28 protein-coding genes are annotated in these 26,027 nt (G+C 36.9%); 11 read left to right on the top strand and 17 right to left on the bottom strand.

The genetic code is table 11. From position 1 onward, the window contains the following. Positions 1 to 14: 14 nt before the first annotated feature. A complete protein-coding gene (locus ACLBXA_RS09575; protein WP_000779933.1) occupies positions 15 to 377 on the bottom strand; it encodes a YxeA family protein in 363 nt (120 codons plus the stop codon). Between the two features lie 234 nt (positions 378 to 611). On the opposite strand from ACLBXA_RS09575, the gene ACLBXA_RS09570 reads away from it, so the two are divergent. Beyond that, a complete protein-coding gene (locus ACLBXA_RS09570; protein ID WP_000996325.1) occupies positions 612 to 1,649 on the top strand; it encodes a PTS sugar transporter subunit IIC in 1,038 nt (345 codons plus the stop codon). 129 nt (positions 1,650 to 1,778) lie between these two features. Here the strand turns inward: ACLBXA_RS09570 and speB are convergent, their stop codons facing one another. From speB to ACLBXA_RS09550, 4 genes are all read right to left on the bottom strand, one after another. Further along, a complete protein-coding gene (speB, locus tag ACLBXA_RS09565) occupies positions 1,779 to 2,651 on the bottom strand; it encodes an agmatinase (RefSeq protein ID WP_001209831.1) in 873 nt (290 codons plus the stop codon). Positions 2,652 to 2,870: 219 nt separating this feature from the next. After that, complete coding sequence (gene speE / locus ACLBXA_RS09560) at positions 2,871 to 3,698, bottom strand: polyamine aminopropyltransferase (protein ID WP_000424696.1); 828 nt, start codon at positions 3,696 to 3,698, stop codon at positions 2,871 to 2,873. Positions 3,699 to 3,862: 164 nt separating this feature from the next. After that, complete coding sequence (locus ACLBXA_RS09555) at positions 3,863 to 5,026, bottom strand: MFS transporter (protein WP_000444236.1); 1,164 nt, start codon at positions 5,024 to 5,026, stop codon at positions 3,863 to 3,865. A 5-nt stretch (positions 5,027 to 5,031) separates the two neighbouring features. Beyond that, a complete protein-coding gene (locus ACLBXA_RS09550; protein ID WP_000276560.1) occupies positions 5,032 to 5,439 on the bottom strand; it encodes a MerR family transcriptional regulator in 408 nt (135 codons plus the stop codon). 152 nt (positions 5,440 to 5,591) lie between these two features. Here ACLBXA_RS09550 and ACLBXA_RS09545 point away from each other — a divergent pair, with 152 nt between their 5' ends. Both ACLBXA_RS09545 and ACLBXA_RS09540 read left to right on the top strand, forming a co-directional pair. Further along, a complete protein-coding gene (locus ACLBXA_RS09545; RefSeq protein ID WP_000042780.1) occupies positions 5,592 to 6,317 on the top strand; it encodes a glycerophosphodiester phosphodiesterase in 726 nt (241 codons plus the stop codon). Between the two features lie 101 nt (positions 6,318 to 6,418). Beyond that, positions 6,419 to 8,470 (top strand): transglycosylase domain-containing protein, encoded by a 2,052-nt coding sequence (locus ACLBXA_RS09540; protein ID WP_079246218.1) that lies wholly within the window; start codon positions 6,419 to 6,421, stop codon positions 8,468 to 8,470. 34 nt (positions 8,471 to 8,504) lie between these two features. Here ACLBXA_RS09540 and ACLBXA_RS09535 read toward each other — a convergent pair whose 3' ends face one another. After that, on the bottom strand, positions 8,505 to 9,014 hold the full coding sequence (locus ACLBXA_RS09535; RefSeq protein WP_000136681.1) for a YwhD family protein: 510 nt from the start codon (positions 9,012 to 9,014) through the stop codon (positions 8,505 to 8,507). 25 nt (positions 9,015 to 9,039) lie between these two features. Continuing rightward, positions 9,040 to 9,714 (bottom strand): site-2 protease family protein, encoded by a 675-nt coding sequence (locus ACLBXA_RS09530; RefSeq protein ID WP_000372445.1) that lies wholly within the window; start codon positions 9,712 to 9,714, stop codon positions 9,040 to 9,042. Between the two features lie 112 nt (positions 9,715 to 9,826). On the opposite strand from ACLBXA_RS09530, the gene ACLBXA_RS09525 reads away from it, so the two are divergent. Then, on the top strand, positions 9,827 to 10,012 hold the full coding sequence (locus ACLBXA_RS09525) for a 2-hydroxymuconate tautomerase (protein WP_001147171.1): 186 nt from the start codon (positions 9,827 to 9,829) through the stop codon (positions 10,010 to 10,012). 39 nt (positions 10,013 to 10,051) lie between these two features. Here the strand turns inward: ACLBXA_RS09525 and ACLBXA_RS09520 are convergent, their stop codons facing one another. From ACLBXA_RS09520 to ACLBXA_RS09495, 6 genes are all read right to left on the bottom strand, one after another. Beyond that, positions 10,052 to 11,356, bottom strand: a complete 1,305-nt coding sequence (locus tag ACLBXA_RS09520; RefSeq protein WP_000262742.1) for an HD domain-containing protein — start codon at positions 11,354 to 11,356, stop codon at positions 10,052 to 10,054. A 145-nt stretch (positions 11,357 to 11,501) separates the two neighbouring features. Further along, positions 11,502 to 12,440: an ABC transporter substrate-binding protein gene (locus ACLBXA_RS09515; protein ID WP_000787726.1), complete on the bottom strand. Its 939-nt coding sequence runs from the start codon at positions 12,438 to 12,440 to the stop codon at positions 11,502 to 11,504. Between the two features lie 190 nt (positions 12,441 to 12,630). Beyond that, on the bottom strand, positions 12,631 to 13,443 hold the full coding sequence (locus tag ACLBXA_RS09510; protein ID WP_000212066.1) for an ABC transporter ATP-binding protein: 813 nt from the start codon (positions 13,441 to 13,443) through the stop codon (positions 12,631 to 12,633). A gap of 15 nt (positions 13,444 to 13,458) precedes the next feature. Beyond that, the gene (locus ACLBXA_RS09505; RefSeq protein WP_001260753.1) at positions 13,459 to 14,475 is read right to left on the bottom strand and encodes a FecCD family ABC transporter permease; all 1,017 of its coding nucleotides are present in this window, start codon (positions 14,473 to 14,475) and stop codon (positions 13,459 to 13,461) included. Beyond that, positions 14,472 to 15,527, bottom strand: a complete 1,056-nt coding sequence (locus tag ACLBXA_RS09500) for a FecCD family ABC transporter permease (RefSeq protein WP_000388296.1) — start codon at positions 15,525 to 15,527, stop codon at positions 14,472 to 14,474. Before ACLBXA_RS09500 ends, ACLBXA_RS09505 begins: the two co-directional genes overlap by 4 nt. A gap of 311 nt (positions 15,528 to 15,838) precedes the next feature. After that, positions 15,839 to 16,063 (bottom strand): DUF1450 domain-containing protein, encoded by a 225-nt coding sequence (locus ACLBXA_RS09495; RefSeq protein WP_000526079.1) that lies wholly within the window; start codon positions 16,061 to 16,063, stop codon positions 15,839 to 15,841. Between the two features lie 284 nt (positions 16,064 to 16,347). Here ACLBXA_RS09495 and ACLBXA_RS09490 point away from each other — a divergent pair, with 284 nt between their 5' ends. After that, positions 16,348 to 17,040 carry an RsfA family transcriptional regulator gene (locus tag ACLBXA_RS09490; protein WP_000868355.1) on the top strand — a complete coding sequence of 231 codons (693 nt, stop codon included), beginning with the start codon at positions 16,348 to 16,350 and terminating at the stop codon, positions 17,038 to 17,040. 129 nt (positions 17,041 to 17,169) lie between these two features. Next, complete coding sequence (locus ACLBXA_RS09485) at positions 17,170 to 18,015, top strand: lipoate--protein ligase family protein (protein ID WP_081143284.1); 846 nt, start codon at positions 17,170 to 17,172, stop codon at positions 18,013 to 18,015. 48 nt (positions 18,016 to 18,063) lie between these two features. Here the strand turns inward: ACLBXA_RS09485 and pta are convergent, their stop codons facing one another. Continuing rightward, complete coding sequence (gene pta / locus ACLBXA_RS09480; RefSeq protein WP_000067215.1) at positions 18,064 to 19,035, bottom strand: phosphate acetyltransferase; 972 nt, start codon at positions 19,033 to 19,035, stop codon at positions 18,064 to 18,066. Between the two features lie 280 nt (positions 19,036 to 19,315). On the opposite strand from pta, the gene hemQ reads away from it, so the two are divergent. From hemQ to gerQ, 4 genes are all read left to right on the top strand, one after another. Then, positions 19,316 to 20,059: a hydrogen peroxide-dependent heme synthase gene (hemQ, locus tag ACLBXA_RS09475; protein ID WP_001287595.1), complete on the top strand. Its 744-nt coding sequence runs from the start codon at positions 19,316 to 19,318 to the stop codon at positions 20,057 to 20,059. A gap of 203 nt (positions 20,060 to 20,262) precedes the next feature. Then, positions 20,263 to 21,534 (top strand): serine hydrolase, encoded by a 1,272-nt coding sequence (locus ACLBXA_RS09470; RefSeq protein ID WP_000722876.1) that lies wholly within the window; start codon positions 20,263 to 20,265, stop codon positions 21,532 to 21,534. Between the two features lie 330 nt (positions 21,535 to 21,864). Then, positions 21,865 to 22,287 (top strand): cell wall hydrolase CwlJ, encoded by a 423-nt coding sequence (gene cwlJ, locus ACLBXA_RS09465; protein ID WP_000538161.1) that lies wholly within the window; start codon positions 21,865 to 21,867, stop codon positions 22,285 to 22,287. A 27-nt stretch (positions 22,288 to 22,314) separates the two neighbouring features. Next, positions 22,315 to 22,743, top strand: a complete 429-nt coding sequence (gerQ, locus tag ACLBXA_RS09460; RefSeq protein WP_000068647.1) for a spore coat protein GerQ — start codon at positions 22,315 to 22,317, stop codon at positions 22,741 to 22,743. Positions 22,744 to 22,774: 31 nt separating this feature from the next. On the opposite strand, the gene ACLBXA_RS09455 is transcribed toward gerQ, so the two are convergent. From ACLBXA_RS09455 to ACLBXA_RS09445, 3 genes are all read right to left on the bottom strand, one after another. After that, positions 22,775 to 23,143, bottom strand: coding sequence for a DUF423 domain-containing protein (locus ACLBXA_RS09455; RefSeq protein ID WP_000688315.1), 369 nt, complete (start codon positions 23,141 to 23,143; stop codon positions 22,775 to 22,777). A 64-nt stretch (positions 23,144 to 23,207) separates the two neighbouring features. After that, positions 23,208 to 23,495 (bottom strand): YwdI family protein, encoded by a 288-nt coding sequence (locus ACLBXA_RS09450; RefSeq protein ID WP_001167339.1) that lies wholly within the window; start codon positions 23,493 to 23,495, stop codon positions 23,208 to 23,210. A 6-nt stretch (positions 23,496 to 23,501) separates the two neighbouring features. Beyond that, a complete protein-coding gene (locus tag ACLBXA_RS09445; RefSeq protein ID WP_000993978.1) occupies positions 23,502 to 24,494 on the bottom strand; it encodes a potassium channel family protein in 993 nt (330 codons plus the stop codon). Between the two features lie 95 nt (positions 24,495 to 24,589). Here ACLBXA_RS09445 and ACLBXA_RS09440 point away from each other — a divergent pair, with 95 nt between their 5' ends. After that, complete coding sequence (locus ACLBXA_RS09440; RefSeq protein WP_000847020.1) at positions 24,590 to 25,873, top strand: purine/pyrimidine permease; 1,284 nt, start codon at positions 24,590 to 24,592, stop codon at positions 25,871 to 25,873. Positions 25,874 to 26,027 lie beyond the last annotated feature (154 nt).

The following is a 26,027-nucleotide window of genomic DNA, read 5'->3' as shown; positions in this document are numbered from 1 at the left end:
ATGAGTCGCTCCTTTTATGGTTTTTCTATTTTTTGCAACGCTTTTTGCGGGATTGACTCTTTCGTTATTTCAGCCCATCCTTTTCCTTGCATACCTTTTGCATAAATTTTTATAAAAGCACCTGCATGCAATTCACGATTTACCATTCTTTTAATAATTTGTTGATTTCCGTCCTCTGTATACCCCTTAAATGTATACAAATACTCACCGTCTTTTTTCTCACCTTTATCTACAACCGCATAATAATCTTGTATTTCTTTATTTGAAAAGAAGTTGTCTACAAAAGCATGTACACCTTCTGTTTTTGTATTCAAATAATACGCTGTTCCCCCTAAAATAATGGCGAATACAGCTAAAACTTTAATGACCAATTTCATACATGCGCCTCCTGTTTTACACTTCTTTCTCACTAATGTTATGTCTATACCTGTATTATACGGAAAAGGGTATACTATACTCTATCGAAAAGTCTTACACAATCCTTACATTATTGTAAGGGATTTTTTCTTACAGCAAGTTCCCAAGAAAAAATTTTTCCGTTTCATACACTTTTATATTATTATTGAATGATACGAATTTTTATTACAAAAATCAAAGGAGACAGTTTTCAAATGGCTATCTTGCAAGGTTTAGCACTATTACTTGTTGTACTTTGTCTATTTACACTTTTCAGTTACCGTGCGCCTTACGGAATGAAGGCGATGGGTGCTTTAGCTAATGCAGCAATCGCAAGTTTTCTTATTGAAGCATTTCACCGTTATATAGGTGGAGAAATGTTTCACAATGACTTTTTACAATCAGTAGGAGAAGCTTCTGGTAGTATGAGCGGTGTTGCAGCAGCGATTTTAGTCGCATTAGCAATCGGTGTTTCCCCCGTATACGCTGTTTTAATTGGTATCGCTACTAGTGGATTCGGTATTTTACCAGGATTTTTCGCCGGATACGTTTGTGCCTTCGTCGTGAAATTTCTCGAAAAGAAATTACCGGCTGGTGTGGAATTTTTAGCAATCCTATTTATCGCTGCACCAATCTCACGTGGAATGGCAATGCTTATGGATCCGCTCGTTAACGCAACACTTGGTAAAATCGGTTCTATGATATCAGTTGCAACTACAGAAAGTCCTATCATTATGGGTATTATGCTTGGTGGATTAATAACAGTTATTTCTACCTCTCCACTGAGTTCTATGGCACTAACTGCAATGCTTGGATTAACAGGTTTACCAATGGCAATTGGTAGTCTTGCCGTAGCAGCTTCAGCCCCGATGAACTTTATTTTCTTTAAACGATTAAAAATTTGTTCAAAGAAAGATACAATTGCTGTAGCAATCGAGCCTTTAACACAAGCCGATGTTGTCTCAGCAAATCCAATTCCAATTTATATGACAAATTTCGTTGGCGGTGCACTTGCCGGTATTATTACATCGCTATTCCAGCTTGTTAATAATGCACCAGGAACAGCATCACCAATTCCAGGTCTTCTCGTCCTATTCGGATTTAATGACGTTATAAAAGTAACGATTGCTGCTGTACTATGTGGAATCGTTACCACTATTATCGGATACATCGGATCTATTGTGTTCCGCAAATATCCGATCCGCTCTGCTGATGAAATTCGCGGCGTTAATTCGGAAGAGAAAGTTGCATAAGAAAAAGAGTTATTCTCACCTTTTGAGAATAACTCTTTTTTTCATGTCTTGCCATGGTAAATAAGATTATATCGACGATTTATATATATATCGACTTACCGACACATTCTGAGCGAGCCGCTTCCGCTTTTACTTCACCCAACCGAGCAGCATTTCCCGCACGAATTTGCTTGCTGCGACTGGTGTTTGATCACTATGGTCGTAGACCGGAGCTACTTCTACTAAGTCTGCTCCAACTACATTTATATTTGAATTTGCAATTGCTACGATGGAATCTAATAATTCTTTAGATGTAATACCGCCAGCTTCTAACGTTCCTGTTCCTGGAGCGTGAGCTGGGTCTAATACATCAATGTCGATTGTGACATAGACTGGGCGTCCAGCAAGTTTCGGTAATACTTCTTTTAACGGTTCTAATACGTCAAATTTATATAAGTTCATACCTACTTCTTTCGCCCATTCAAATTCTTCCTTCATTCCAGAACGAATTCCGAAAGAATATACGTTTTCCGGACCAATTAAATCACACACTTTACGAATTGGTGTAGAGTGGGATAAAGGCTCCCCTTCATACGATTCACGTAAATCAGTATGAGCATCCATGTGGATGATTGCTAAATCCGGATATTTTTTTGCCATTGCCTTAAAAATTGGCCAAGACACTAGGTGCTCACCGCCGAGACCTAGTGGAAACTTATCGGCATCTAAAAGTTTTGATACATACTCTTCAATCATGTCTAAACTGCGTTGTGCGTTTCCGAATGGTAATGGGATATCACCCGCATCAAAATATTTTACCTCTTCTAATTCACGATCTAAATATGGGCTATATTCTTCAAGACCGATTGATACTTCACGAATACGTGCAGGACCAAAGCGAGAACCTGGACGGTAACTTACTGTCCAATCCATAGGCATCCCGTAAATAACTACCTTTGACTCTTCAAAACTTGGATGACTTTTAATAAATACTTTACCTGAATAAGCTTCATCAAAACGCATATTCTTTTCCTCCTTATGTGGAACTTAAGGTATCCCAACCTTTCATTATTTCTCAAATTTGGAGCGAACTGCTCCTCTTTCTCGATTTACCGGTGTCTTCTTTTTTAACAATAAGAAGACGATTTTCTTTACAGGAGTGTAAGTAGCTAGCATGTTCAAGTCTTCTGGACAAACACCTTAAATGAGCTACCTACACTTTATTTGTTCAAACTCGATTTCTTACTTAATTAAATCGCCAACAAATTTCGGTAATGCGAATGCTGCATTGTGTAATTCTTTTGTGTAGTATTTCGTTTCGATTTCGTGGAAACGCTCTTCACTTACTTCTAATGGATCATGTTTTTTAGATCCAATTGTGAACGTCCAAAGACCACTTGGGTAAGTTGGGATGTTCGCTGTGTATAAACGAGTAATTGGGAAAATCTCTTTTACGTCTTTAAACACAGTTGTAATTAGTTCTGGTGTGAACCAAGGGTTGTCCGTTTGTGCAACGAAAATACCATCTTCTTTTAACGCTTTAGAGATTCCAGCGTAGAAACCTTTCGTAAATAAGTTTACTGCTGGGCCTACTGGCTCAGTAGAATCTACCATAATTACGTCGTATTCATTTTCGCTTTCTGCGATGTGTAGGAAACCGTCTCCTACTTTTACTTCTACACGCTCATTATCTAATGCGCCTGCAATTGATGGTAAGTATTGTTTAGAGTACTCAATTACTTTTCCATCGATTTCAACAAGAGTTGCTTTCTTTACACTTGGGTGTTTTAACACTTCGCGAATAACACCGCCATCGCCGCCGCCAACAACTAATACGTTTTCAGGGTTTGGATGTGTAAATAAAGGTACGTGCGCTACCATTTCGTGATAAACGAACTCGTCCTTTTCTGTTGTCATAACCATGCCGTCTAAAATAAGCATGTTTCCGAACTCTTCCGTTTCAACCATATCAAGTTTCTGGAATTCTGTTTGCTCCGTATGTAATGTGCGGTTAATACGCGCCGTAATCCCAAAATGTTTTGTTTGTTTTTCAGTGAACCATAGTTCCATCGTACAATCACGCCTTTCAATGCAAATTTATAATAGGGACATCATTAATGTCCCCTAACAAAAATAAAACAAAACATCCAAAATGTATAGTTAAAAGTACAAAAATACCGAAAATATATTTTAGTCAGAGGGTTCTAACATATGTGTATAAAGAAAACCCTTTCTTAAGAAAGGGTTTTCGTCTCTAGTTCTACTGGTTTACGAATTGGAATTAAGATCATAATACAACCAACTAACACAACAATTCCCCCAACTAAAAATGGGCTTTGTGGTGAAACTGTGTGCCCGATAACTCCTGATAAAATTGGAGCAATCGCACCACCTAACCAACGAACAAAGTTATAAACACCTGACGTAACAGATCTTTCATAAGGTGAAATATCCATTACATAACTTGTATATAATGCATTGTTTAAGCCAGATGCCAATCCTGATAAAACGATAAGAGTAATTTGTAACCACATAATTTTCACAAAGAATAGTGCAATTAAGAAAATCGCAAATACGAGTAAACTCCCCTTCAATAATGTTTTTGGTTCATATTTCCCTTCTAGCTTATGTGCTAAAATTGCAGAACCGTAAGCTAACGCCAGTCCCCATCCGCAAAATACAAAGCCTAATTGAATAGCTGATAAATGCATAATAAGTGGTGAATATGCTAACACAACAAAAAATCCGTAGTAGTATAGCATCCCTGAAATAGCACCTTGCATAAATGGTTTATACTTCACCAAGTTAAGTAATTCCCCTACGCCAGCAGCCTTACGCTTCACCTTTCGCTCTGGTTCTTTTACAAAAAAGAATACTAAAATAAATGCTAAGAAAATTAAAATACTCGTCGCGAAAAACGGATAACGCCAAGAATGTCCACCTAGTATTCCACCCAATAACGGCCCCCCAGCCATACCTAAGCCGATAGCTGCTTCGTATAATCCTACTGCTTCATGAACTTCTTTACTTAATGCTATTAACAGTGTCATTGCTGTCGCAAAAAACATCGCATTTCCTAATCCCCATCCAGCACGGAAAAGAGATAATTGAGCAATCGTTTGCGATATACCGCATATAAACGCAAATACAGTCACAATCGCAAGACCGATTGTCATCATTCGTTTATCACCAAATCTCGATGCAAATATACCAGCTGGTAACATCATGATTGCCATCGTTAAAATATAAGCGGTAAATAACATTTCAACTTGCCAATGCGTTGCACCAATTTTCTCAGCAATAATCGGCAAGATTGGGTCAACTACCCCTATACCCGAAAAGGCAAGAAAGGTAGCTACCACTGTAATCAATCTCCCTAGTTTTTGTTTGCTCTCCATTTTGATTACTCTCCTTTTGTGCTCTCTAAAAATGTTACTGCACGATGTAAACTATCTTCGAGTTCTGCCTTTACACGTTGCATTTGCTCCATTTTTTCGTCTAACGTTTGCACTTGTTTTTCAAGCATATCTTTAATTTCTTGAATCACTTCACGATCACGAGGGTTCTCGCTATTTCTTCTTTGCTCCATTCTTTCTTTTAGTGATAAGAAATGTTGCATTTCTTGAAGTGTGATTCCTAGCACTTCTTTCGCTTCTACAATTCTTTTAATTCTGGCAATATCCTCATCCGTATACAGACGAATATTCCCCTCACTACGTTCTGGGGGATGAATTAAACCAATTTCCTCATAATAACGAAGTGTACGTTTTGTTAAACCGACTTGCTTTGTTACTTCATCAATTTTATACATGTTTATTCCTCCCTTCACTCAATTATTACATTTTACGTTAACGTTAACTTTTCTGCAACTGTTAGACTTTTGTAAATGTTTGTCATATTCAATTGTATTTTCCCTAAAGCAGTTTCATAATGAAAGAAAAGAGATAATAAGGAGATTTTCATATGAGTAAACCACTTATTTTTGCTCACCGCGGAGTAAAAGGAACACATCCCGAAAATACGATGATTGCCTTCCAAGAAGCTGAACGCATTGGCGCTCACGGAATTGAACTCGATGTCCACCTATCAAAAGATGGTGAACTTGTCGTAATTCACGATGAAACCGTCGATCGTACAACAAATGGCGTTGGACTTGTTTCTGAAAAAACGGTAGAGGAATTACAATCATTGGACGCTGGTAGCCATAAAGCCCCTTCTTTCCAAGAAGCAAAAATTCCAACGTTGCGCGAGGTTTTCATTTGGCTTTCCACAACGAACTTACAACTAAATATCGAATTAAAAACAGATGTTATTCATTACCCAAATATTGAGGAAAAAGTTGTTGCACTTGTGCGTGAATATCATCTTTCAAATCAAATTGTATTTTCATCATTTAACCATGACTCTGTTTCATTATTAGCAGAAATTGCTCCTGAAATTCCAAGAGCAATTTTATATGATACACCGATTGCTGATCCAATTGCCGAAGCAAAACATAGAGAAGCAAGTGGATTACATCCAAACTTCCAGCTATTAACGAAAGAATTTGTGCAGTTAGCACAAGAGCAAGGATATGTTTTCCGTCCATATACAATTAACGAATACAAAGATTTACAAACTATGATTGATTATGGTGTAGATGTCATCATTACCGATTGGCCAGCACGTGCCTTTGAGCTCCTTTCTTAATGGAAGGGGCTTTTTTATTTTCGAAATTTCATTGTTTAAAATAAACGAAAACCCTCAATACTAATACAATAACGCTTGTATTAATGAGGGGCTGAAAAAAGATGGATCAAACTATGAATCCAAAACTTAAAAAATATAAACGTCTTTTCTTCACCGCAATGTTTTCTTGCGTCCTTTTCTTCGTTTTTTCTTTTTTTGTTATTATTATAGTTGCAAAAATTATGGGACCTCCTCCTGTTGCGGTCCCGCAAACAAGCGTCTTTTACGCAAACGATGATACTGTTATTGGACAAAGTAACGAAATTCAAAAACGTTACAATGTCTCTCTTAATGAAATTTCACCTTATGTAAAAGAAGCGACCCTTTCTATTGAAGATCAAAGATTTTATAAACATCACGGCTTCGATGTAAAACGGATTGCAGGTGCAATTGTTGCTGATTTAAAAGCAATGGCAAAGGTACAAGGAGCTAGTACAATTACACAACAATACGCGCGTAATCTGTATTTAGATCATGATAAAACGTGGAAACGGAAATTATTAGAGGCAATGTACACTGTCCGCCTTGAAGTAAACTATAATAAAAATCATATTTTAGAAGGATATTTAAATACAATTTATTACGGACATGGCGCTTATGGCATCGAAGCTGCGTCCCGTCTATATTTCGATAAAACAGCAAAAGAGTTAACATTAGCAGAAGCTAGTATGCTCGCAGGTATCCCAAAAGGACCAAGTGTCTATTCTCCCTTTTTGAAAGAGGATCGTGCTAAAGGACGACAAGCCCTCATATTAGATGAAATGGTAGAACAAGGATATATTACGAAGCAACAAGCAGCCTTAGCGAAGAAAGAGCCACTAACTTTTGCCTCATTAGATACGAAAAAAGTAGCAGAGGTCGCACCATATTTCCAAGATGCTGTACAAGCTTCACTTCTTCGTGATGTTGGATTAGACGAACAAGCTTTACAACGAGGTGGCTTGCGAATTTATACAACGCTAGACCCTAAACTACAAGCTGTAGCAGAACAAGCTGTAAAAGATCATATACCTGACACAACAAACATACAAACTGCTCTCGTCTCTATGAATCCAACGACAGGTGAAGTGGCTGCTCTTGTTGGCGGAACTGATTATACTACGAGTCAATTTAACAGGGCTACACAAGCCATCCGTCAGCCTGGTTCTACATTTAAGCCATTTCTATATTATGCGGCATTAGAACGAGGATTCACACCTGCTACGCGCTTAAAAAGCGAATATACTGTATTCACCTTAGGTGACGGCGTTTCAAAGTATAAACCGAAGAACTATAAAGATTATTATGCCGATGATTTCGTAACGATGGCACAAGCTCTCGCAGTCTCTGATAACATATATGCTGTGAAAACGAATTTATTTTTAGGAGATGACGCGCTTGCAAAAACAGCGAAACAATTTGGAATTACAAGTGCATTAAAAGATGTGCCTTCTCTAGCTCTCGGTACATCACCAGTAAAACCAATTGAAATGGTCAACGCTTATAGCATGTTCGCAAACGGTGGAAAAGAAGTAAAACCTACTTTCATTCGCCGCATTATGGATCATGAAGGAAATATATTATACGATGCTCATTTAGAGAGTAAACAAGTTCTCGACAAGAGCAAAGCGTTTGTAATGGAAGAAATGATGACTGGTATGTTTAATAAGAAACTAAGCAGTTATGCTGCTGTAACTGGCCAATCGATGTTATCAAAATTATCAAGAACATATGCCGGAAAATCTGGTTCTACTGAAACGGATAGTTGGATGATCGGATTTACTCCGCAAATCGTAACTGGTGTATGGGTCGGATACGATCAACCTAAATCTATTTCAAACGTAGCAGAACAAGGATATGCGAAGAAAATATGGACTGATACGATGGAGAAAGGCTTAGATGGACAGCCAAAAAAAGAATTTAAACAACCAGGTGACGTCGTAGCGGTTAATATCAACCCAGAGAACGGTAAAATTGCTACAAAAAATTGTCCTATTTCTGTGAAAATGTACTTCGCTAAAGGTACCGAACCGACTGAATATTGTATGGATCACGTCGATGATAAAGAAGAATTTGAAAAAACGACTGAAGAAAAGAAAAAAACAAGTTGGTGGAAAAAATATCTTCCTTGGTAAAAAAAATAGCTGACGGGCATCCGTCAGCTATTTTTTATTCACTTAATAATGCACGGCGCAATTCTTCACCAGATTCGTTCCAAATCGCTTCATTATGTTCTTTCAAGAACGTACCAAGTACTTTTTTAGATGATTCATCCATATGGTCAACCATAATGTGACGCTTCATTGATTTATCCATTTTGTTTACGTGTTCTGGAAGTGATTTATATCCGCGGCGAATCTCACGGTCAACTGTCATTTCACAAGCTGTTACACCTGCGTAATACGCACCTGTCGCAGTTCTTTCAATCGTTACCCAAACAAGCCAAAATGGTTTTCCGTTTGGAACTTCATCTTTATTTGTTAAAAACTTAATACCTTTTTCTACTGTACTACGCGCATGCATCGCACCGATATCAACGAATGCAGTCTTCTCTAGTACATCAACAAATACAGGTGAAATGTTTTCTAAGCTTAATGCCCCAACACCAAATCCACCATGTCCATCTGTTGAATCATTTTTCACGATATTAAAACCGATTTTTTTCTTTTTCTCTGTCATATGTAAAATCCTCCTCACTTAAAAATTATAAAAGGCCAAAAATAGGCGCAATGATGCTATCTAAAAATACAAATACATGCGGAATAACTACCTGAAAAATAGGTTGAATTGTGTAATTACTAAGCGGTGTAATAACGAGAATTAATAACGCAATTGCCCCGTATTTTTCATACTGTGTCATTTTCGCGCGAATATTTGCTGGTGCTAAATCTTCCACTACGCGATACCCATCAAGTGGTGGGATCGGTAATAAGTTAAATACAAGTAAAACGATATTCAGCATAATAAAAATCTGGAAAAATTGAGCTAACGTATCTGCTACTGCAGATGGAATTGAGTATAATACACCAAATTTTAATAAGCTATACCAAATAATTAAACCAATTGCACTTAAAATTAAGTTACTAATCGGCCCTGCAATTGAAACTAATATGCCTGCAAGACGCGGTCTTTTAAAGTTATATGGGTTAACAGGAACCGGTCTTGCCCAACCGAATCCAAGAATTAATACTGCAATCAAACCGATAGGGTCTAAATGAGCCATCGGTGATAACGTTAAACGCCCTTGTCTCTTTGCTGTATCGTCCCCAAATTTATATGCAACATATGCATGTGCAAATTCATGAACGGATAATGCAATAATAATCGCCATTGCTACCAACGGAATTTCGTGCAATGGATATCTAAATAACTGATCCATACTTCATCTCCTCTTCCATATGTCAAAAAAAGAAATTATTTGTTTTTTCGATTGTTCTTCCCCATAATCCGCTATAATAAGAGTGTAACTTACATAAAAGGAGCGATTGTACATGCCATACGTAACAGTGAAAATGCTAGAAGGACGCACAGAAGAACAAAAGAAAGCTCTTGCTGAGAAAGTAACAGCAGCAGTAAGCGAAACAACTGGTGCTCCTGAAGAAAACATCGTTGTTTTCATCGAAGAAATGTCTAAAAACCATTATGCAGTTGGCGGAAAACGATTAAGCGACAAATAATTTCAAGTTTTTTCATAAGAAGTAGCCATTAGCTGCTTCTTATTTCTTTCCTTCTAACAACTCAATAATTCTCTCTTTATATTTTCCTTTTCTTCCATCTTCATAGATTAAATCATGTGGATAGAATAACTTTTGATCCGTTCTTTTCTTACCTGTAATCGCCTCAACAATATCCGATTCACGTGAAAGCTCTCTAAGCTCTCCGTTTGGCATAAGAAGCAGGATTGGCAGACGCTCTTCTTCTTCTCCTGCACGATAAAAGTCATACGGTAAGTCCGATGTTGAATCAACTACTAAATAATACTCCGGATCAAGTCCAATCTTTTTAAATAAACTACTTAACTCCATCCAATTATCTAAACCGTGTTTATCTGTAAACTCTACATATTTAAATAGATTTCGATTCATAAAACGGCGACATAAATCGCTTAAAATTGGATCTTCTTCTTCCTGCCATACTTGGAAGTAGTAATACATAACGTTCTCGTCTAACTTTAAATAATCCTCTACTGTTACTTCTTCTTCAAATAAAGAATAGAAATGAACAGGATGATTTTTAAATGTGTAATACTTCTCGTGCAGTGATTTCGCACGGTGTAAAATCTTCGTTAAAATAACTTCTGCACTTCGCGTTACCGGATGGAAATATACTTGCCAATACATTTGATAACGACTCATAATGTAATGCTCAACAGCATGCATACCACTATTTTTAATGACTACTTGATTCCCATACGGACGCATTACACGCAGTATACGTTCCATATCGAAGTTTCCGTACTTTACGCCTGTAAAATAAGCATCTCTTAATAAATAATCCATACGATCCGCATCAATTTGACTCGAAATCATACTAATCGCTAATTTATTAGTAGACGTTTTTGCAATTACATCTGCTACCTTTTGTGGAAACTCCTTATCAACACGACTTAATACATCATTAATCTCCGTATTGCCAACGATAATCTTTTGCGTAAATTTCTCATGATCTAATGAAAATACTTTTTCAAACGAGTGAGAAAATGGGCCGTGGCCGACATCATGAAGTAATGCCGCACATAAACATAACAATCTATCTTCAGCATTCCAATTTGGTCTGCCATCAAACACATCATCAATCATACGACGAATAATTTCGTATACACCTAACGAATGAGTAAAGCGACTATGCTCTGCACCGTGAAATGTAAAAAATGTCGTTCCAAGCTGCTTAATACGGCGCAAGCGTTGAAATTCTTTCGTTCCGATTAAATCCCAAATAACACGATCACGCACGTGCACATATTTATGTACTGGGTCTTTAAACACTTTTGTTTCGCTGAGTTTGTCGTTTAAATATACCACTTTCCGACATCCCCCTTTCTTTACTACATTCTTACTTTATATTATAAACGAAATGAGAAACAGAAAGAAATGAAAGACTGTATTAATTCCCTTTATAAAAAGAAAAAATCACCTTTACCGAAGTAAAAGTGATTTCCTTTATACATTATTTACCTAAAACGAATTCAGCAACTTCGTCTAAGATCATATCTTTCCCTAATGGGAAGTAACCTTTGTTTAAGTCTTCATTTTTAATTGTAAATACGTGGTTGTTTTTAACAGCGTTCATGTTTTTCCAAATTGATTCTTCTTGGAATTCTTTTAAGCGCTGAGAACCGTCACCAGTTGTAAATACGAATAAGTAATCTGGGTTGTAATCGATTAAAGCTTCTTTTTGTACTTGTACTAACGGTTTATCAGTTGGTGTACCTTTAACTGCTGGTAGTTTTAAATCATTAAAGATTACGCTACCGTAACCGTAGTCACCGTATACGCGGAAAGCATTTGGATATGCAGCCATTTTCATAAATGTTGCTTCACCAGTTTTAGCGACGATTTTGTCATGTAATTTGCTTGCTTTTTCATCATACTTTTTGAACCATTCTTTTGTTTCTTTTTCTTTACCGAAGATTTGACCTACTTCTTGGAATTTTGGACGCCATTGATCTAATGGAGTGTTTAACATAACTGTTGGTGCAATTTTAGATAATTGATCATAAATCTTTTCTTGACGATTATTTACAAGAATTAAATCTGGTTTTGCAGCAGCTACTGCTTCGATGTTAATTTTATCGCCCCAAGCAGAACCAACTGGTTTAACGTCTTTTAGTTTCTTTTCAATATGTGCATCAATTTTTTCTTGAGATGTATTAGCAGTAATAACCGGTTTCATACCGAAAATTAATAATTCTTCTGTTGAACCACTAAGGTCAGCAATTTTCTTTGGATTTGCAGGAATTTTAATTTCCCCTTTTGCATGTTTTACAGTGCGCTCTTCAGTCTTTGCATCTGCTTTCTTTTCTTCTTCTTTGTTAGAACAAGCTGCAAATAGTACAGAAGTCACAACTAGTACCATTGCTAATAGTGCCATTTTAAAATTCTTCATGTTCCCACTCCTTCTAGCTGTATTTATCTTATAAGTTACAATGAACTATAAGAAACAAATATAACAATTAATTTATATATATTTATTAATTGTTGTTAATAACCCATTCTAACGGGCGTTCAACTTCCCATTCTTATATAAGAAGCTCAACGTCCATTAGAAGTCCCCCCTCTTCACGAGGGGGTTCTACTTATGCTTTTTTACGCAATTGATTACTAATCATCGCTAAATCATATGTTAAACAAATTGGCTTACAGTTTACTGGACAAGGAACGATTTGAGCTTCAATCTCAAATACACTGCGAAGTGTTTCACTTGTCATAACTTCATCTGGCGTTCCTTGTTTCATTAACTTACCTGCTTTTAATGCAATCATATGATCTGAGAAACGAGAAGCGTGGTTTAAGTCATGGATAACCATAACAATCGTTCTACCTTCTTCTTCATTTAATTTTTTCAATAAGTTTAATACTTCTAATTGATGAGCCATATCTAAGTACGTTGTTGGTTCATCCAATACAAGTAATTCTGTTCCTTGTGCAAGGGCCATCGCAATCCATACACGTTGACGTTGCCCGCCTGATAACGCCTCTGCTGAACGATTTGCGAATTCTGTCATTCCCGTCACTTCAAGTGCCCAATGAATGTAACGATAATCCTCTTCTTTCAACGTTCCAAATCCTTTTTGATGAGGAAAACGTCCATATGAAACAAGTTCAAACACAGTAAGGCCAGTTGGCACTTCTGCAGTCTGTGGTAAAATCGCCATTTTCTTTGCGATTTCTTTTGTTGGTTGTTTCTCGATTGCTTTTCCGTCAAGATAAACAGTACCTTTTTTCGCCTTCAAAATACGAGAAGCCGTTTTTAATAATGTGGACTTCCCACAACCATTTGGTCCAATAATTGTTGTAATTTTCCCTTCCGGAATTTCAACTGTTAATCCATCAATAATTAACCCTTCATTATAGCCAACAGATACCGCATCAACTGCTAAAGTTGCCATACAAAAAGCCTCCCTTTATTTTGTCCTCATAAGTAAGTATATGAAATATGGTGCACCAATTACAGAAATAACAAGACCGACCGGTATTTCTGAAGTTGTTAACACGCTTCTTGAAATTACGTCTGCGAATAAGAGTAAAAACGTCCCTATTAGTGCAGCAGTAGGCAGCATAATTTGATGTTTACCACCAACAAGGCGCCTCGCTAAATGCGGAGCCATTAAACCGATAAAACCAATTCCTCCGGCAACAGCGACAGATGCACCAGCTAAGCAAACTGCAATAAATAATAATTTACGTCTTTCCTTTTCTACATTTAAACCAAGACCAACTGCTGTAGAATCGCCTAGGTTCATTACATTTAATATGTGCGCCTTACTAATAGCAAGTGGCAAGAAAATAACCATCCATGGAAGTACACTTAGCACGAACTTCCAATCTGTGCCCCATAGACTTCCTGCTAACCAAATCGTAGCAAAACGAAAATCGTTAGATGTCATCTTCATAGAAAAAATTAAACTAACAGCACCAAACCCGGCTGCAACAGCGATACCAACTAGTATTAATCTCGTTGATGAAACGCCGTCTTTCCATGCTAGTAAATAAATAATAACCGCCGCTAATATTGCACCAACCAACGCGAAGAATGGAAGGATAAATACAGATAAAAATGTACCAGTCCCAACTTTTCCAAAGAAAAAGTAGACGAATATAACAACTGTTAATCCCGCTCCAGCGTTAATACCGATAATACCTGGATCAGCAAGTGGATTTCGTGATAATCCTTGCAAAATCGCACCTGACATCGCTAAAGCAGATCCGACTAGTATAGCAATCACCATACGCGGCATGCGGAATTCAAATAAAATAACAGACTGATCTTCAGCCCCTATTCCAACCAATGACTTTAATACGTCCATTGGCGGTATTTTAAAAGTTCCTGTATTTAAACTAATAAGAAATATAGAAACGATTAGTCCTACTAAAATCGTTAATATAGAAATGTTCTTTTTTGTTAAGACACTCGTCCTCACATCTTTCCTCTCCCTTCATTACGTGCTAAGTAGAGGAAGAATGGAACCCCAATTAGCGCTGTAATTGCTCCAATTGGCGTTTCAAATGGCGGGTTAATAACGCGAGATAACATATCTGCACATTCAATTAACAGCCCGCCTAAGACCGCAGAACATGGAATAACCCATCTATAGTCCGAGCCTACAAGGAAACGAGTCATATGCGGGATTACAAGACCAACAAATCCAACTGATCCTGCCATGGAAACTGCGGAACCCGTTAAAACAAGAACAAGTACTGTTCCGATAAATTTAATTAATGTCGTATTTTGACCAAGTCCAATCGCAATTTCTTCACCGAAGCTCAAAATTGTAATATATCTCGACATCATAATTGCGATAAAAAGACAAACAAGGCCAATTGGCACTAACATATTAATACTTTGCCATTTCACTCCAGCAACTCCGCCTGCATTCCACATGCTCACCTCTTGAGCAAGATTAAAATACAATGCAATTCCAGATGAAATTGCCCCTAATAGAGCACTAATAGCTGCACCTGCTAAAGCTAATTTCACAGGTGTTAATCCACCTGGTGAAGAAGACCCAATTCCATATACAATGCTTGCACCAAACGCAGCTCCAATAAAAGATGCAATAACAAACATCAAATAAGGTGAATTAGGAAAAAATGCATACATAATTGCAATTCCAAATACTGCACCATCTGTAATCCCCATTAACGATGGTGAAGCAAGTGGATTTCGCGTCATGCCTTGCATAATTGCTCCTGATACCGCTAAAAAGGCACCTGCAACTACGCCCCCTATTGCTCTAGGCATGCGAAGCTCTTGAATTACGTTATGATGTGTAATAGATCCATCAAACTGAAATACAGCTTGCCATACAGTCTTTAAACTAATATCTGCAGCCCCAAAAGAAATAGAAACTGCCATGCTTAAAGCTAACAAAACTGTACCCGCTACTAAAATAATAGAAGCAATAAGCGGTCTGCTCTTAATCTCTTTAACATTCTCTTCTTGCTGTTCTATACTGCTTGCGCTCGCTTCCATCCCTCAACCATCCTAACCAACAACATATATTTATTAAAATGAAATTTATTCTCAAATAGTAATAAAAAAATTAGGTGAATTGTTTTTTTCCTGATAATGATTCTCAGAATCAGACACTTCTATTCTACCTATCGCTTTAAAAGACTGTCAACCATTATTTTGAAATACAAATTTATATAAATTAGAACTTTAATACAAAAGTTATATCCATCCTTTAGAAAACGTTCGTCCACACAAGAGCACTTTCGCAGAATAAATCGTTCCTCTTATGGGCATAAAAAAGAAGAGTAATCTTTTCACTCTTCTTTTTCTTACTTATTTAACTTTGCTTCAATTTTTACGATTAACTCATCTTCTGTTGGAGCCGCAACTGGACGGTTATTTACAAATGCGAATGATTTTTTACGACCAGGACCACAGTAAGACTGACATCCAACTTCAATCGTTGCACATGAATCTACTTTTTTTAACTTCGGAACTAACGTTTTAACGTTCGTTGCCTGACAGTCATCGCACACGCGAAATTCGTTTCCCATTATATAACACTTCCTCTATTTTAAACTTTTCTCAAGTACATTTAAAAATAAACACTAAATGGTATTTTACCGTTCTTTGAAGCTCGTTGCAAGTTTCCCTACAGGGCCTATTCTCTACATAATGCTACATATTTATATGCTCTCCTACAGAAGCGCTCACCATTCATGGGAAAATTTTTACCTTTCATCGAAATCTACCATATTTTTAAAAGCTTTGTATAAAAGTTTATTTTTTTGCCCATTATAAAAATAGGAAGTTCATAAAAAGAAAGGGAGTTGAATCTATGAAAGTAAGACAAGATGCTTGGACAGATGAGGATGATTTATTACTTGCTGAAACGGTACTTCGTCATGTTCGAGAAGGAAGTACGCAATTAAATGCATTTGAGGAAGTAGGGGATCAGTTAAATCGTACATCCGCTGCTTGTGGTTTCCGCTGGAATGCTGTCGTTCGCTATAGCTATGAACAAGCTCTTCAACTAGCAAAAAAACATCGTAAAGATAAAATGCGCGCTGCAAGCGGTGAGCAAGCGAAAAAACGTTTACTTTATACACCACCAGCTTCAGATTCGATAACTGATTATGAAGAATTCGTACAAGAGGAATCAATTGTACAATATAAAGAAGCTATTCCATATCAAGAATCTACCGTTCCTGTTGCAAAAAGCTCTATGACAATGCAAGATGTTATTTATTTCTTACAAACAGTTGGATCCTCAAATATAAAAGTAACAGCTCTTGAAAACGAGAATACGAGATTGAAACAAGAAATTAAAGCACAAATCCTTCGAAATGAAGAACTAGAAAAGAAACTAGAAAAATTAGAAAAGCAATCTCATACTGTACAAGAAGATTACGAAACACTTATGAACATTATGAACCGAGCTCGTAAGTTGGCAGTCATGGATGACGAAGAACGTTCTCAAACATCTTTCCGAATGGATCGAAACGGTAATTTAGAAAAAATTGCAGAATAAAAAGGATGCATATAATGCATCCTTTTTATTCTTTCACATCTAAACTTCCCCTTTATATATGAGAAAACTCTATTCTTCATTTTTTTGCTATAATAGAGATTGTCATTTTAAAGATAAGGGGTTAGTTATATGAGCAATTCCCGTTCCATTTTATCTCAGCCAGAGTGGCGTATTGTAGATCAATCTAGTTTGGGACCAACATTCCATGCATTGCAGTCATTCGCAATGGATGACACACTGTGCACAAGCATTGGAAATGGTCAATCAGCTGCAACAATGCGTTCTTGGGTTCATCACAATACAATTGTTCTTGGCATTCAAGATTCACGCCTACCACACTTAGAAGAAGGCATTTCCTTGTTAAAAAAGAACAACTTCAATGTTATTGTTCGTAATTCTGGCGGGCTTGCAGTCGTGCTTGATGAAGGTGTTTTAAACGTATCACTTTTATTCCAAGAAACAGAAAAAGGTATCGATATTGATCTTGGATACGATACGATGTGGCATTTAATTAAGGAGATGTTAAAGGATTACGACGTTACTATCGAGGCAAAAGAAATTGTAGGTTCTTACTGTCCTGGTAGCTATGACTTAAGTATTCGCGATCAAAAATTCGCTGGCATTTCACAGCGCCGTATTCGCGGGGGTGTCGCTGTCCAAATTTATCTTTGTGCTACAGGAAGTGGCTCTGAGCGTGCCGCACTCGTTCGTGATTTCTATAACCTAGCCATTCAAGGAGAAGAAACACGCTTTACGTATCCTGAAATTGTACCGAGTACAATGGCTTCACTTTCAGAATTACTTGGCGAAACCATTACAGTACAAGATTTAATGATGCACCTTTTAAAAACATTGCAGCAATTCGCTCCGAAGTTAACACCATCTCAATTAACAATAGATGAAATCCCTTTATATGAGACGAATTTACAACGGATTATTGATCGTAACAATAAAGCACTTGGCTTAGAAAAATAAAGACCGTCGCTATTATAGCGACGGTCTTTATTTCAATTCATTATAGAATTAAAGTGCTTGAGCTGCTGTAATTAAAGCTAACTTGTACACTTCTTCTTCGTTACATCCACGAGATAGGTCATTTACAGGCATGTTTAAACCTTGTAAGATTGGTCCTACCGCTTCGAAGTTACCTAAACGTTGAGCGATTTTGTAACCGATATTACCAGCTTCTAAGCTTGGGAATACGAATACGTTAGCATCACCTTTAATTGTAGAACCTGGAGCTTTTTTCTCAGCTACAGATGGTACGAATGCCGCATCGAATTGGAATTCTCCATCTAAAGTTAATTCAGGAGCCATTTCTTTTGCAATGCGAGTTGCTTCTACAACTTTTTCTGTTTCTGGAGATTTCGCAGAACCTTTTGTAGAGAAGCTTAACATAGCAACGCGTGGGTCAATACCGAATAATTCAGCAGTTTTTGCACTCTCGATACCAATTTCAGCTAAATCTTGGCTGTTTGGTGCAATGTTAATTGCGCAATCAGCGAATACATATTTCTCTTCTTCACGTACCATGATGAATACGCCAGAAGTTTTTGTAACGCCTGGTTTTGTTTTAATGATTTGAAGTGCTGGACGAACTGTATCAGCTGTAGAGTGAGCTGCACCACTTACTAAACCGTGTGCTTTGCCCATGTATACAAGCATTGTACCGAAGTAGTTTTCGTCTTTAAGGATTTTGCGAGCGTCTTCTTCAGTTGCTTTACCTTTACGGCGTTCAACGAAAGATGCTACCATTGCATCCATTTCTTCATATGTAGCTGGGTCATAAATATCAACGCCTGCTAATGTTAAATTCATGCTAGCAGCTTTTGCGCTAATTTCTTCCTTATTACCAACTAAGATTGGTTTTACTAACTCTTCTTTTGCTAAACGCTCTGCAGCGCCTAAAATTCTTTCATCAGTTCCTTCAGGAAGTACGATAGAAATGCCTTTTCCTTGAACTTTTTCTTTTACTGTTGTAAATAAGTTGCTCACGAATAAACCCTCCTACATATGTTAAAAAAACTCTATCTTTAAGAATACTGCTTTTCTTCTATATTTTAAACTTATAGCTCCCAAAAAATAGATAAAATGAAAATGATTATATTTTCATAAAATTCAGCCTAAAAATAAATCCCCTTTAATCCTTATCTCCTCCTATTTTCAAGTAAATTTAAATGTGACAATTTTATGCGCCAAGGTTTTATATAGATGATTTTAAAACTATATATGCTATAGTTAACGTGTAAAACTATCATTAACTGAGGTGAATAGAATGAGTGAAGCAACAACAACGTTAGATGGCTGGTATTGTTTACATGATTTACGTTCTATTGATTGGGCTGCATGGAAAACATTATCTAGCGACGAACGCGGACAAGCAGTGTCTGAATTTTTAAATGTCGTTGAAAAATGGAACGAAGTAGCTACTGCGAAAAAAGGTAGTCACGCAATGTATACAGTTGTTGGTCAAAAAGCTGATATTATGCTTATGATTTTACGTCCAACAATGGAAGAGTTAAATGAAATTGAGACAGAATTGAATAAAACAACTTTAGCTGAATATATGGTTCCTGCATATTCTTACGTATCTGTTGTTGAACTAAGCAACTATCTTCCAGCTGATGAGGATCCATACCAAAACCCGCAAATTTTAGCTCGCTTATATCCTGAATTGCCGAAAGCAAATCATATTTGCTTCTATCCAATGGATAAGCGTCGCCAAGGTGATGACAACTGGTACATGCTTCCTATGGAAGAGCGTAAAAAAATGATGTACAGTCATAGTAAAATTGGTCGTCAATACGCAGGTAAAGTACGCCAAGTTATTTCAGGGTCAGTTGGATTCGACGATTTTGAGTGGGGCGTAACATTATTCGCTGACGATGTTCTTCAATTTAAAAAACTTATATATGAAATGCGCTTCGATGAAGTAAGTGCTCGTTATGGTGAATTCGGAACATTTTTCGTTGGAAACATTTTACCAGACGAAAAGGTAGAGAAATTTTTACACATATAAATCGTGAAAAAGGAACGAAATTCGTTCCTTTTTTTATTACCCTCCATATTTCTCCTCAAAAAACTGCTTTTCTCCGCAAATTTGAACAAAAATCGACAAATCTCTTTCAAATACCTTACAAAATTGTAACCTTTCTATATCCAAATTTATGCTAAAATGATACGAGCTATATGCTAAATAACGATGCGAAGGTGATAATCTATATGAAAAAAATCTTGTCTATTTTACTATTGCTTGTATTGTCAATTTCTTCCTTAGGAGTAACAACATCCCATGCGGAAGAAAAAATACATATTGAGGCTGCTGCTGCACTTTTATTTGATGCAGATACAGGAAAAATACTTCACGAGCAAAATCCAGATGAATTGCTAGCTATTGCTAGTATGTCAAAATTAATTGTTGTTTACGCTGTTTTAGAAGCAATTAAAGAAGGAAAAATCACTTGGGATACGAAAGTAAATATTTCTGATTACGCTTATGAAGTCTCTCGTAATAATGAATTCTCTAATGTACCGTTCGAAAAAGGACGTCAATATACTGTAAGAGAATTATATCATTCTATTGTTATATTCTCTGCAAATGGATCTAGTATTGCTTTAGCAGAACTTCTTGCAGGAAGTGAGAAAAACTTCTTAAATCTTGCAAATGAACATGCAAAAAAGCTAGGGTTAAAGAAATATAAATTTGTAAACTCTACCGGGTTAAATAATGCTGATTTAAAAGGAAAACATCCTGAAGGAACAGATCCGACCGGAGAAAACTCCATGTCAGCTCGCGATATGGGTATTCTTGCAAAAACGATTATTACAAAGTATCCAGAAATGCTAGAGGATACAAAACAAAGATTTAGAAACTTCCCAGACAATCATCCAAAACCAATTCGTATGGAAAACTGGAACTGGATGTTACCAGGCGCTGCCTTCTCTTATGATGGAACGGACGGTTTAAAAACTGGTAGTTCTGATACCGCTGGATATGGGTTCACTATTACAGCGAAACGTGGTGATGTTCGTCTTATCTCGGTTATTATTAAAACAAAATCAATGGATGAACGCTTCACAGAATCTCGTGAATTAATCGAACATGGATTTAATAACTTTGAAAAACAAAAATTAAAAGTTAATAAAAACAATACAATCTCTGTAGTAAAAGGGAAAGAAGACCAAGTAACTGTTGCACCCGAAAAAGAAATAACAGTAATTGCGAAAAAAGGTAGCAAAGAGCCTTATAAAATTGGGACTGAATTAGATAAATCCCTTGCTGAAGATGGACATTTAGTTGCTCCTGTTAAGAAAGATACCAAAGTAGGCTCAATTACTTTAGAATCAACTGATAAATATGGTTTCTTAGACGGTAGTAAAAGTATGAAAGCTACTGCAAAAACGACAGAAGAAGTTGAAAAAGCAAATTGGTTTGTATTATCAATGCGCTCTATTGGAGATTTCTTCTCAAACTTATGGTCTAAAGTATTTTAATAATGATGAAAAGCTAGCTCACGCTAGCTTTTTTTATTTTCTTCTCTCCATGTAAAACTTCGTTTGGTTGTCATATCTGAGTCCTTTTCCTCATACGTATGAACTAGTAATTGTTACACACTTCATCTAGAGATAAAGTGAAACTTTAATCAGTGGGGGTTTTGTTCATCCCCACTGATTATTAGTTGAACTAATCGGGCTTTTACGGGCAGTTTGATCTCCCACCCACCTTCTTTGCTCCAGCCCAATTTTAAGGTGGGAGTCTTACTGCCCGTTAATGCGGGATAAACCTCTTTCCACAAGGTATTCCAAAAAGAGAGGTGACACATAATGGGCGTTATTGCTTATAACGAAGAAGATGTAAAGTTATTAGCTAGACTGATGCGTGCTGAAGCCGAAGGAGAAGGACAACAGGGGATGTTGATGGTCGGGAACGTTGGGGTAAATCGTGTCCGTGGAAATTGTTTAGATTTTAAAAAAATACGTAATTTACGTCAAATGGTGTATCAAAATCCTGGTGGTTTTGAGGCAACACAAAAAGGGTATTTTTATCAACGTGCAAGGGAACAAGATATTGCTTTAGCAAGGCGAACGATTCAGGGACAACGCTTTTGGCCTGCAAATTTTGCCTTATGGTTTTTTAGACCTGAAGGCCCTTGTCCGTCAACTTGGTATAATCAACAAAACTCTGGTCGCTTCAAAAAGCACTGCTTCTTCCAGCCATCTGGCGAAGATTGTCCTAGCGTTTATTAAGGATTGATAATAAGGAGGGATTTTTGAATGGCACAGCAACAAAACCCGTATTACGGAACTGGATTTTATCAACCATCTGGAACTTATGTACAACCGCAGCAAATGACTCCACAACAACAGCAACAACAGCAAGCAATGCAACAACAAGCGGCGCAAGCTCAATATGCCGTTTCTCAAGGCATGTTACCATTAGAACAATCCTATATTGAAAATATCCTTCGTTTAAACAAGGGTAAGCAAGCTACGGTTGTAATGACTTATGAACGTGGTAGCTCACTCGGTACCCAATCGTATACAGGTATTATCGAAGCAGCTGGTCGCGATCATATTGTAATTAGTGAGCCACAATCAGGGAAACGTTTTTTACTATTAATGATTTACTTAGATTATGTGGAATTCCCCGAAGAAATTACGTACTTACCTAGTCAACAAGCAACTTATGCTCCAAGACCATAAAAAAAGCTGGCATATGCCAGCTTTTGTTTTTTTATAAACCTTTTACAACTGCAGTTCCGACTAAAATCCATGCTACAATAAACGCTACGCCACCAAGAGGTGTAATTGGGCCAAAGAACTTAATACCTGTCGTACTTAATGCATACAAACTGCCTGAAAACATAATAATCCCAGCTACCATAAGCCAACCAGCAGTAGTTAAAAGTGATGATTGAACCTTATCCATCAATAAAGCAACTACGAATAGTCCACCTGCATGAAACATTTGATATGTAACACCTGTTTTCCAAACTTCTAACATTTTCGCAGAAATTTTATTTTCTAAACCGTGTGCTCCAAAGGCTCCTAACGCAACAGATAGCCCCGCTGCAATACAACCTAGTAAAAAGAAAATTTTCATCTTAATTCCCCTTTTTTACTTTTATCATAAGCAATTTTTTCATATAAGCCAAACGATTTAATCCTTAAAAATCAAATAAAGAATTACCATTTGCACCTTCTTCTTTAATATACACAGGTTCTCCAGAAACTGGCATAACTGGTTGAACTGTCTTTATAGGCTGCGATCCAATTACTTGCGATTGAATTTGCGGCTCCCTATACGTAGAAGATTCAACCTGTTCATCTAATAGTAAATCGCATAAAGCACGCACAACTAATAAATGATCTTTTGATTTTTGTCCTTCACTACTTTTTGCCTTTGCAATTTCATTCGCCATTTTATTTAAAATCTTATCGCTCGATATTTGCATTCCTTATCACCTCGTACTTTGTAGTTCTTTCTCAAATTGCTTCAGCTTCTCTACTAAACCAAATACTATTATCATATCATGTTCTTGCAGTTTTTCCTGCCCCGTTGGATTATGTATAATATCCCCATTTCTCAAAATCGCTAATATCGTTACATCAAACTGATTCCTCACATCACTCTCTAGTAACGATTTACCAACTAATATTGAATCTTTTCCAACTAAAATTTCTTCAATGACAAATGACTGTTCTATCCCATACAGCACTGTATCAATATAATGAACTGTTAATGGATTCGCAATACCTTTTGCAATATGAATTCCTGCCATACTGGATGGATTAATAACTTTATTTGCACCCGCACGCCTTAATTTCTCTTCAGTTTCTGGCTTTTCAGATCTCGCCACAATTTTAATTGCATCGTTTAATCCTCTTGCTGTTAATGTAATAAATACATTTTCAGCATCATTTGCTACGATAGCAACTAAACCAGCCGCTTTTGAAATTCCAGCATGATGTAAAACTTGATCCTCCGTCGCATCTCCATGTATATACAAAAGCTTTCCCTTCTCTAATACACTTTCATCTTTATCGACAACAACAAATGGAATTTTCTTTTCTTGCAATTCATGTACAACTTGAAGCCCCACTCTACCGCAACCACATACTATAATATGATTTTTCAACTGCGCTATTTGTTTATCCATCTTCTTCCTCCGCACTGCATGAAATAAATTCCCTTCAATAATCATAGCTGCCACTACCCCAATTGCATACGTAACAATACCTACGCCAACAGGAATAATAAGGAGCGCAAATACTTTCCCCGCTTGCGTTACAGGAACAGCATCTCCGTATCCAACAGTCAATACAGTAATCATCGTCATCCAAAATGCTTGAAACAAACTAATCTCTTCAATTGTCATAAATCCTATCGTTCCTAGAATTACAACAAAAGTCATACATATAACTGCGATCCATAATTGCTTACGTGCATTCATACCGTATTTCAACTCTTTTCTCTATCTACAATCTTTGCCAGTGGAAATAAAATACGTATATACTAGATACGGAATCTATGAAAGAGGTTGATATAATGAAGACATTTCTTTCCGCCTTACAATGGGCACTATTTATTTTAGCTGGAAGCCTTATTGTACCAATTAGTGTCGCAACTAGTTATGGTCTTGATGGCGCTGAAGCTATCGCATTCGTACAAAGAACATTATTTGTTCTAGGCTTTGCTGGTCTCTTGCAAGCTATATTTGGGCATAAACTTCCTATTCAAGAAGGTCCTGCTGGACTTTGGTGGGGAATTTTCTCCCTTTACGCAAGTTTAGGCGTCGTATTATTTGGATCAAACAATGAGACACTTAAAGTTCTTCAATATGCTTTCCTATTAAGCGGTATTATTTGTATTATTCTTAGCGCTTTTGGACTTATTGATAAACTCGTTCGCTATTTTACACCGACAGTCATTGGAACATATTTATTTCTTCTTGTTGCGCAGCTTAGTGGCTCCTTCTTAAAGGGAATGTTTGGCCTTGATGGAAAACATACAGAAGTACAACCTAACGTATTTATTCTTTCACTCATTGTTATTTTACTATCCTTTTTCATCATGAAGCTACCTATTATTGGACAATATTCTGTTCTTTTCAGTATCGTATGCGGCTGGATATTATTCGCATGCTTCGGGTTATCAAATCCAGTAACGCCTGTGACAGATATAATCCGTTTTCCGTCTCTATTTGTTTTCGGAATGCCTCGTATTGAATGGAACATGGCAATTACGGTCGTTTTCGTTACACTATTACTTCTAACAAATATGTTAGCAAGTATTCGTGTTGTGCAAAGGATTGTCTCTAAGTATGAAAAGAATGCAGCACCAGATCGTTTTAAACAAGCTGGCATTATAACAGGAATCAACCAATTGCTAGGCGGCCTATTTTCAGCTATTGGGCCTGTCGCTATTTCTGGATCAGCAGGTTTTATTGCAACGACTAATATTTATAAACGTCTCCCGTTTATATTAGGGTCAAGCTTTATTATTGTCGTTAGTATATTTCCAAAGATCACTTCATTCTTTGCAGCAATCCCTGTTGCAGTTGGTTATGCCGCTATTTATCCTGTATTCGCAAGCATGATTGGCCTTGCCTTTCGAGAATACGAAACTGTCCAGGATAAAGAACGATTATTTAAAGTAGCCGGTCTTTCAATCTTCACAGGAGTCGGAGTTATGTTTGTTCCAGCAGGAGCATATTCCACACTTCCACCATTTCTAGCATCGTTTTTAAGTAACGGTCTCGTTCTTGGATCTGTAATGGCCATTTTGCTAGAAATACTATTTTCTCGTTCCACAGCAAAACAAATATCGTAAATTGGAAAACTTCCATTATTGCACTCTACCTTTAGAGTTGTTACGATAAAATCAAACTTGAATCATTGGGGTTTTATCCATCCCCAATGATTATTAACCGATATTATGAGCAACACACTCATAATGATTTATCTACTTCTTTTCAAAGAGGTTT

The organism is Bacillus sp. D48C, from assembly GCF_053345735.1.
Note: the sequence above shows the minus strand (reverse complement) of the source record. Positions and strands in the feature narration are given on the sequence as shown.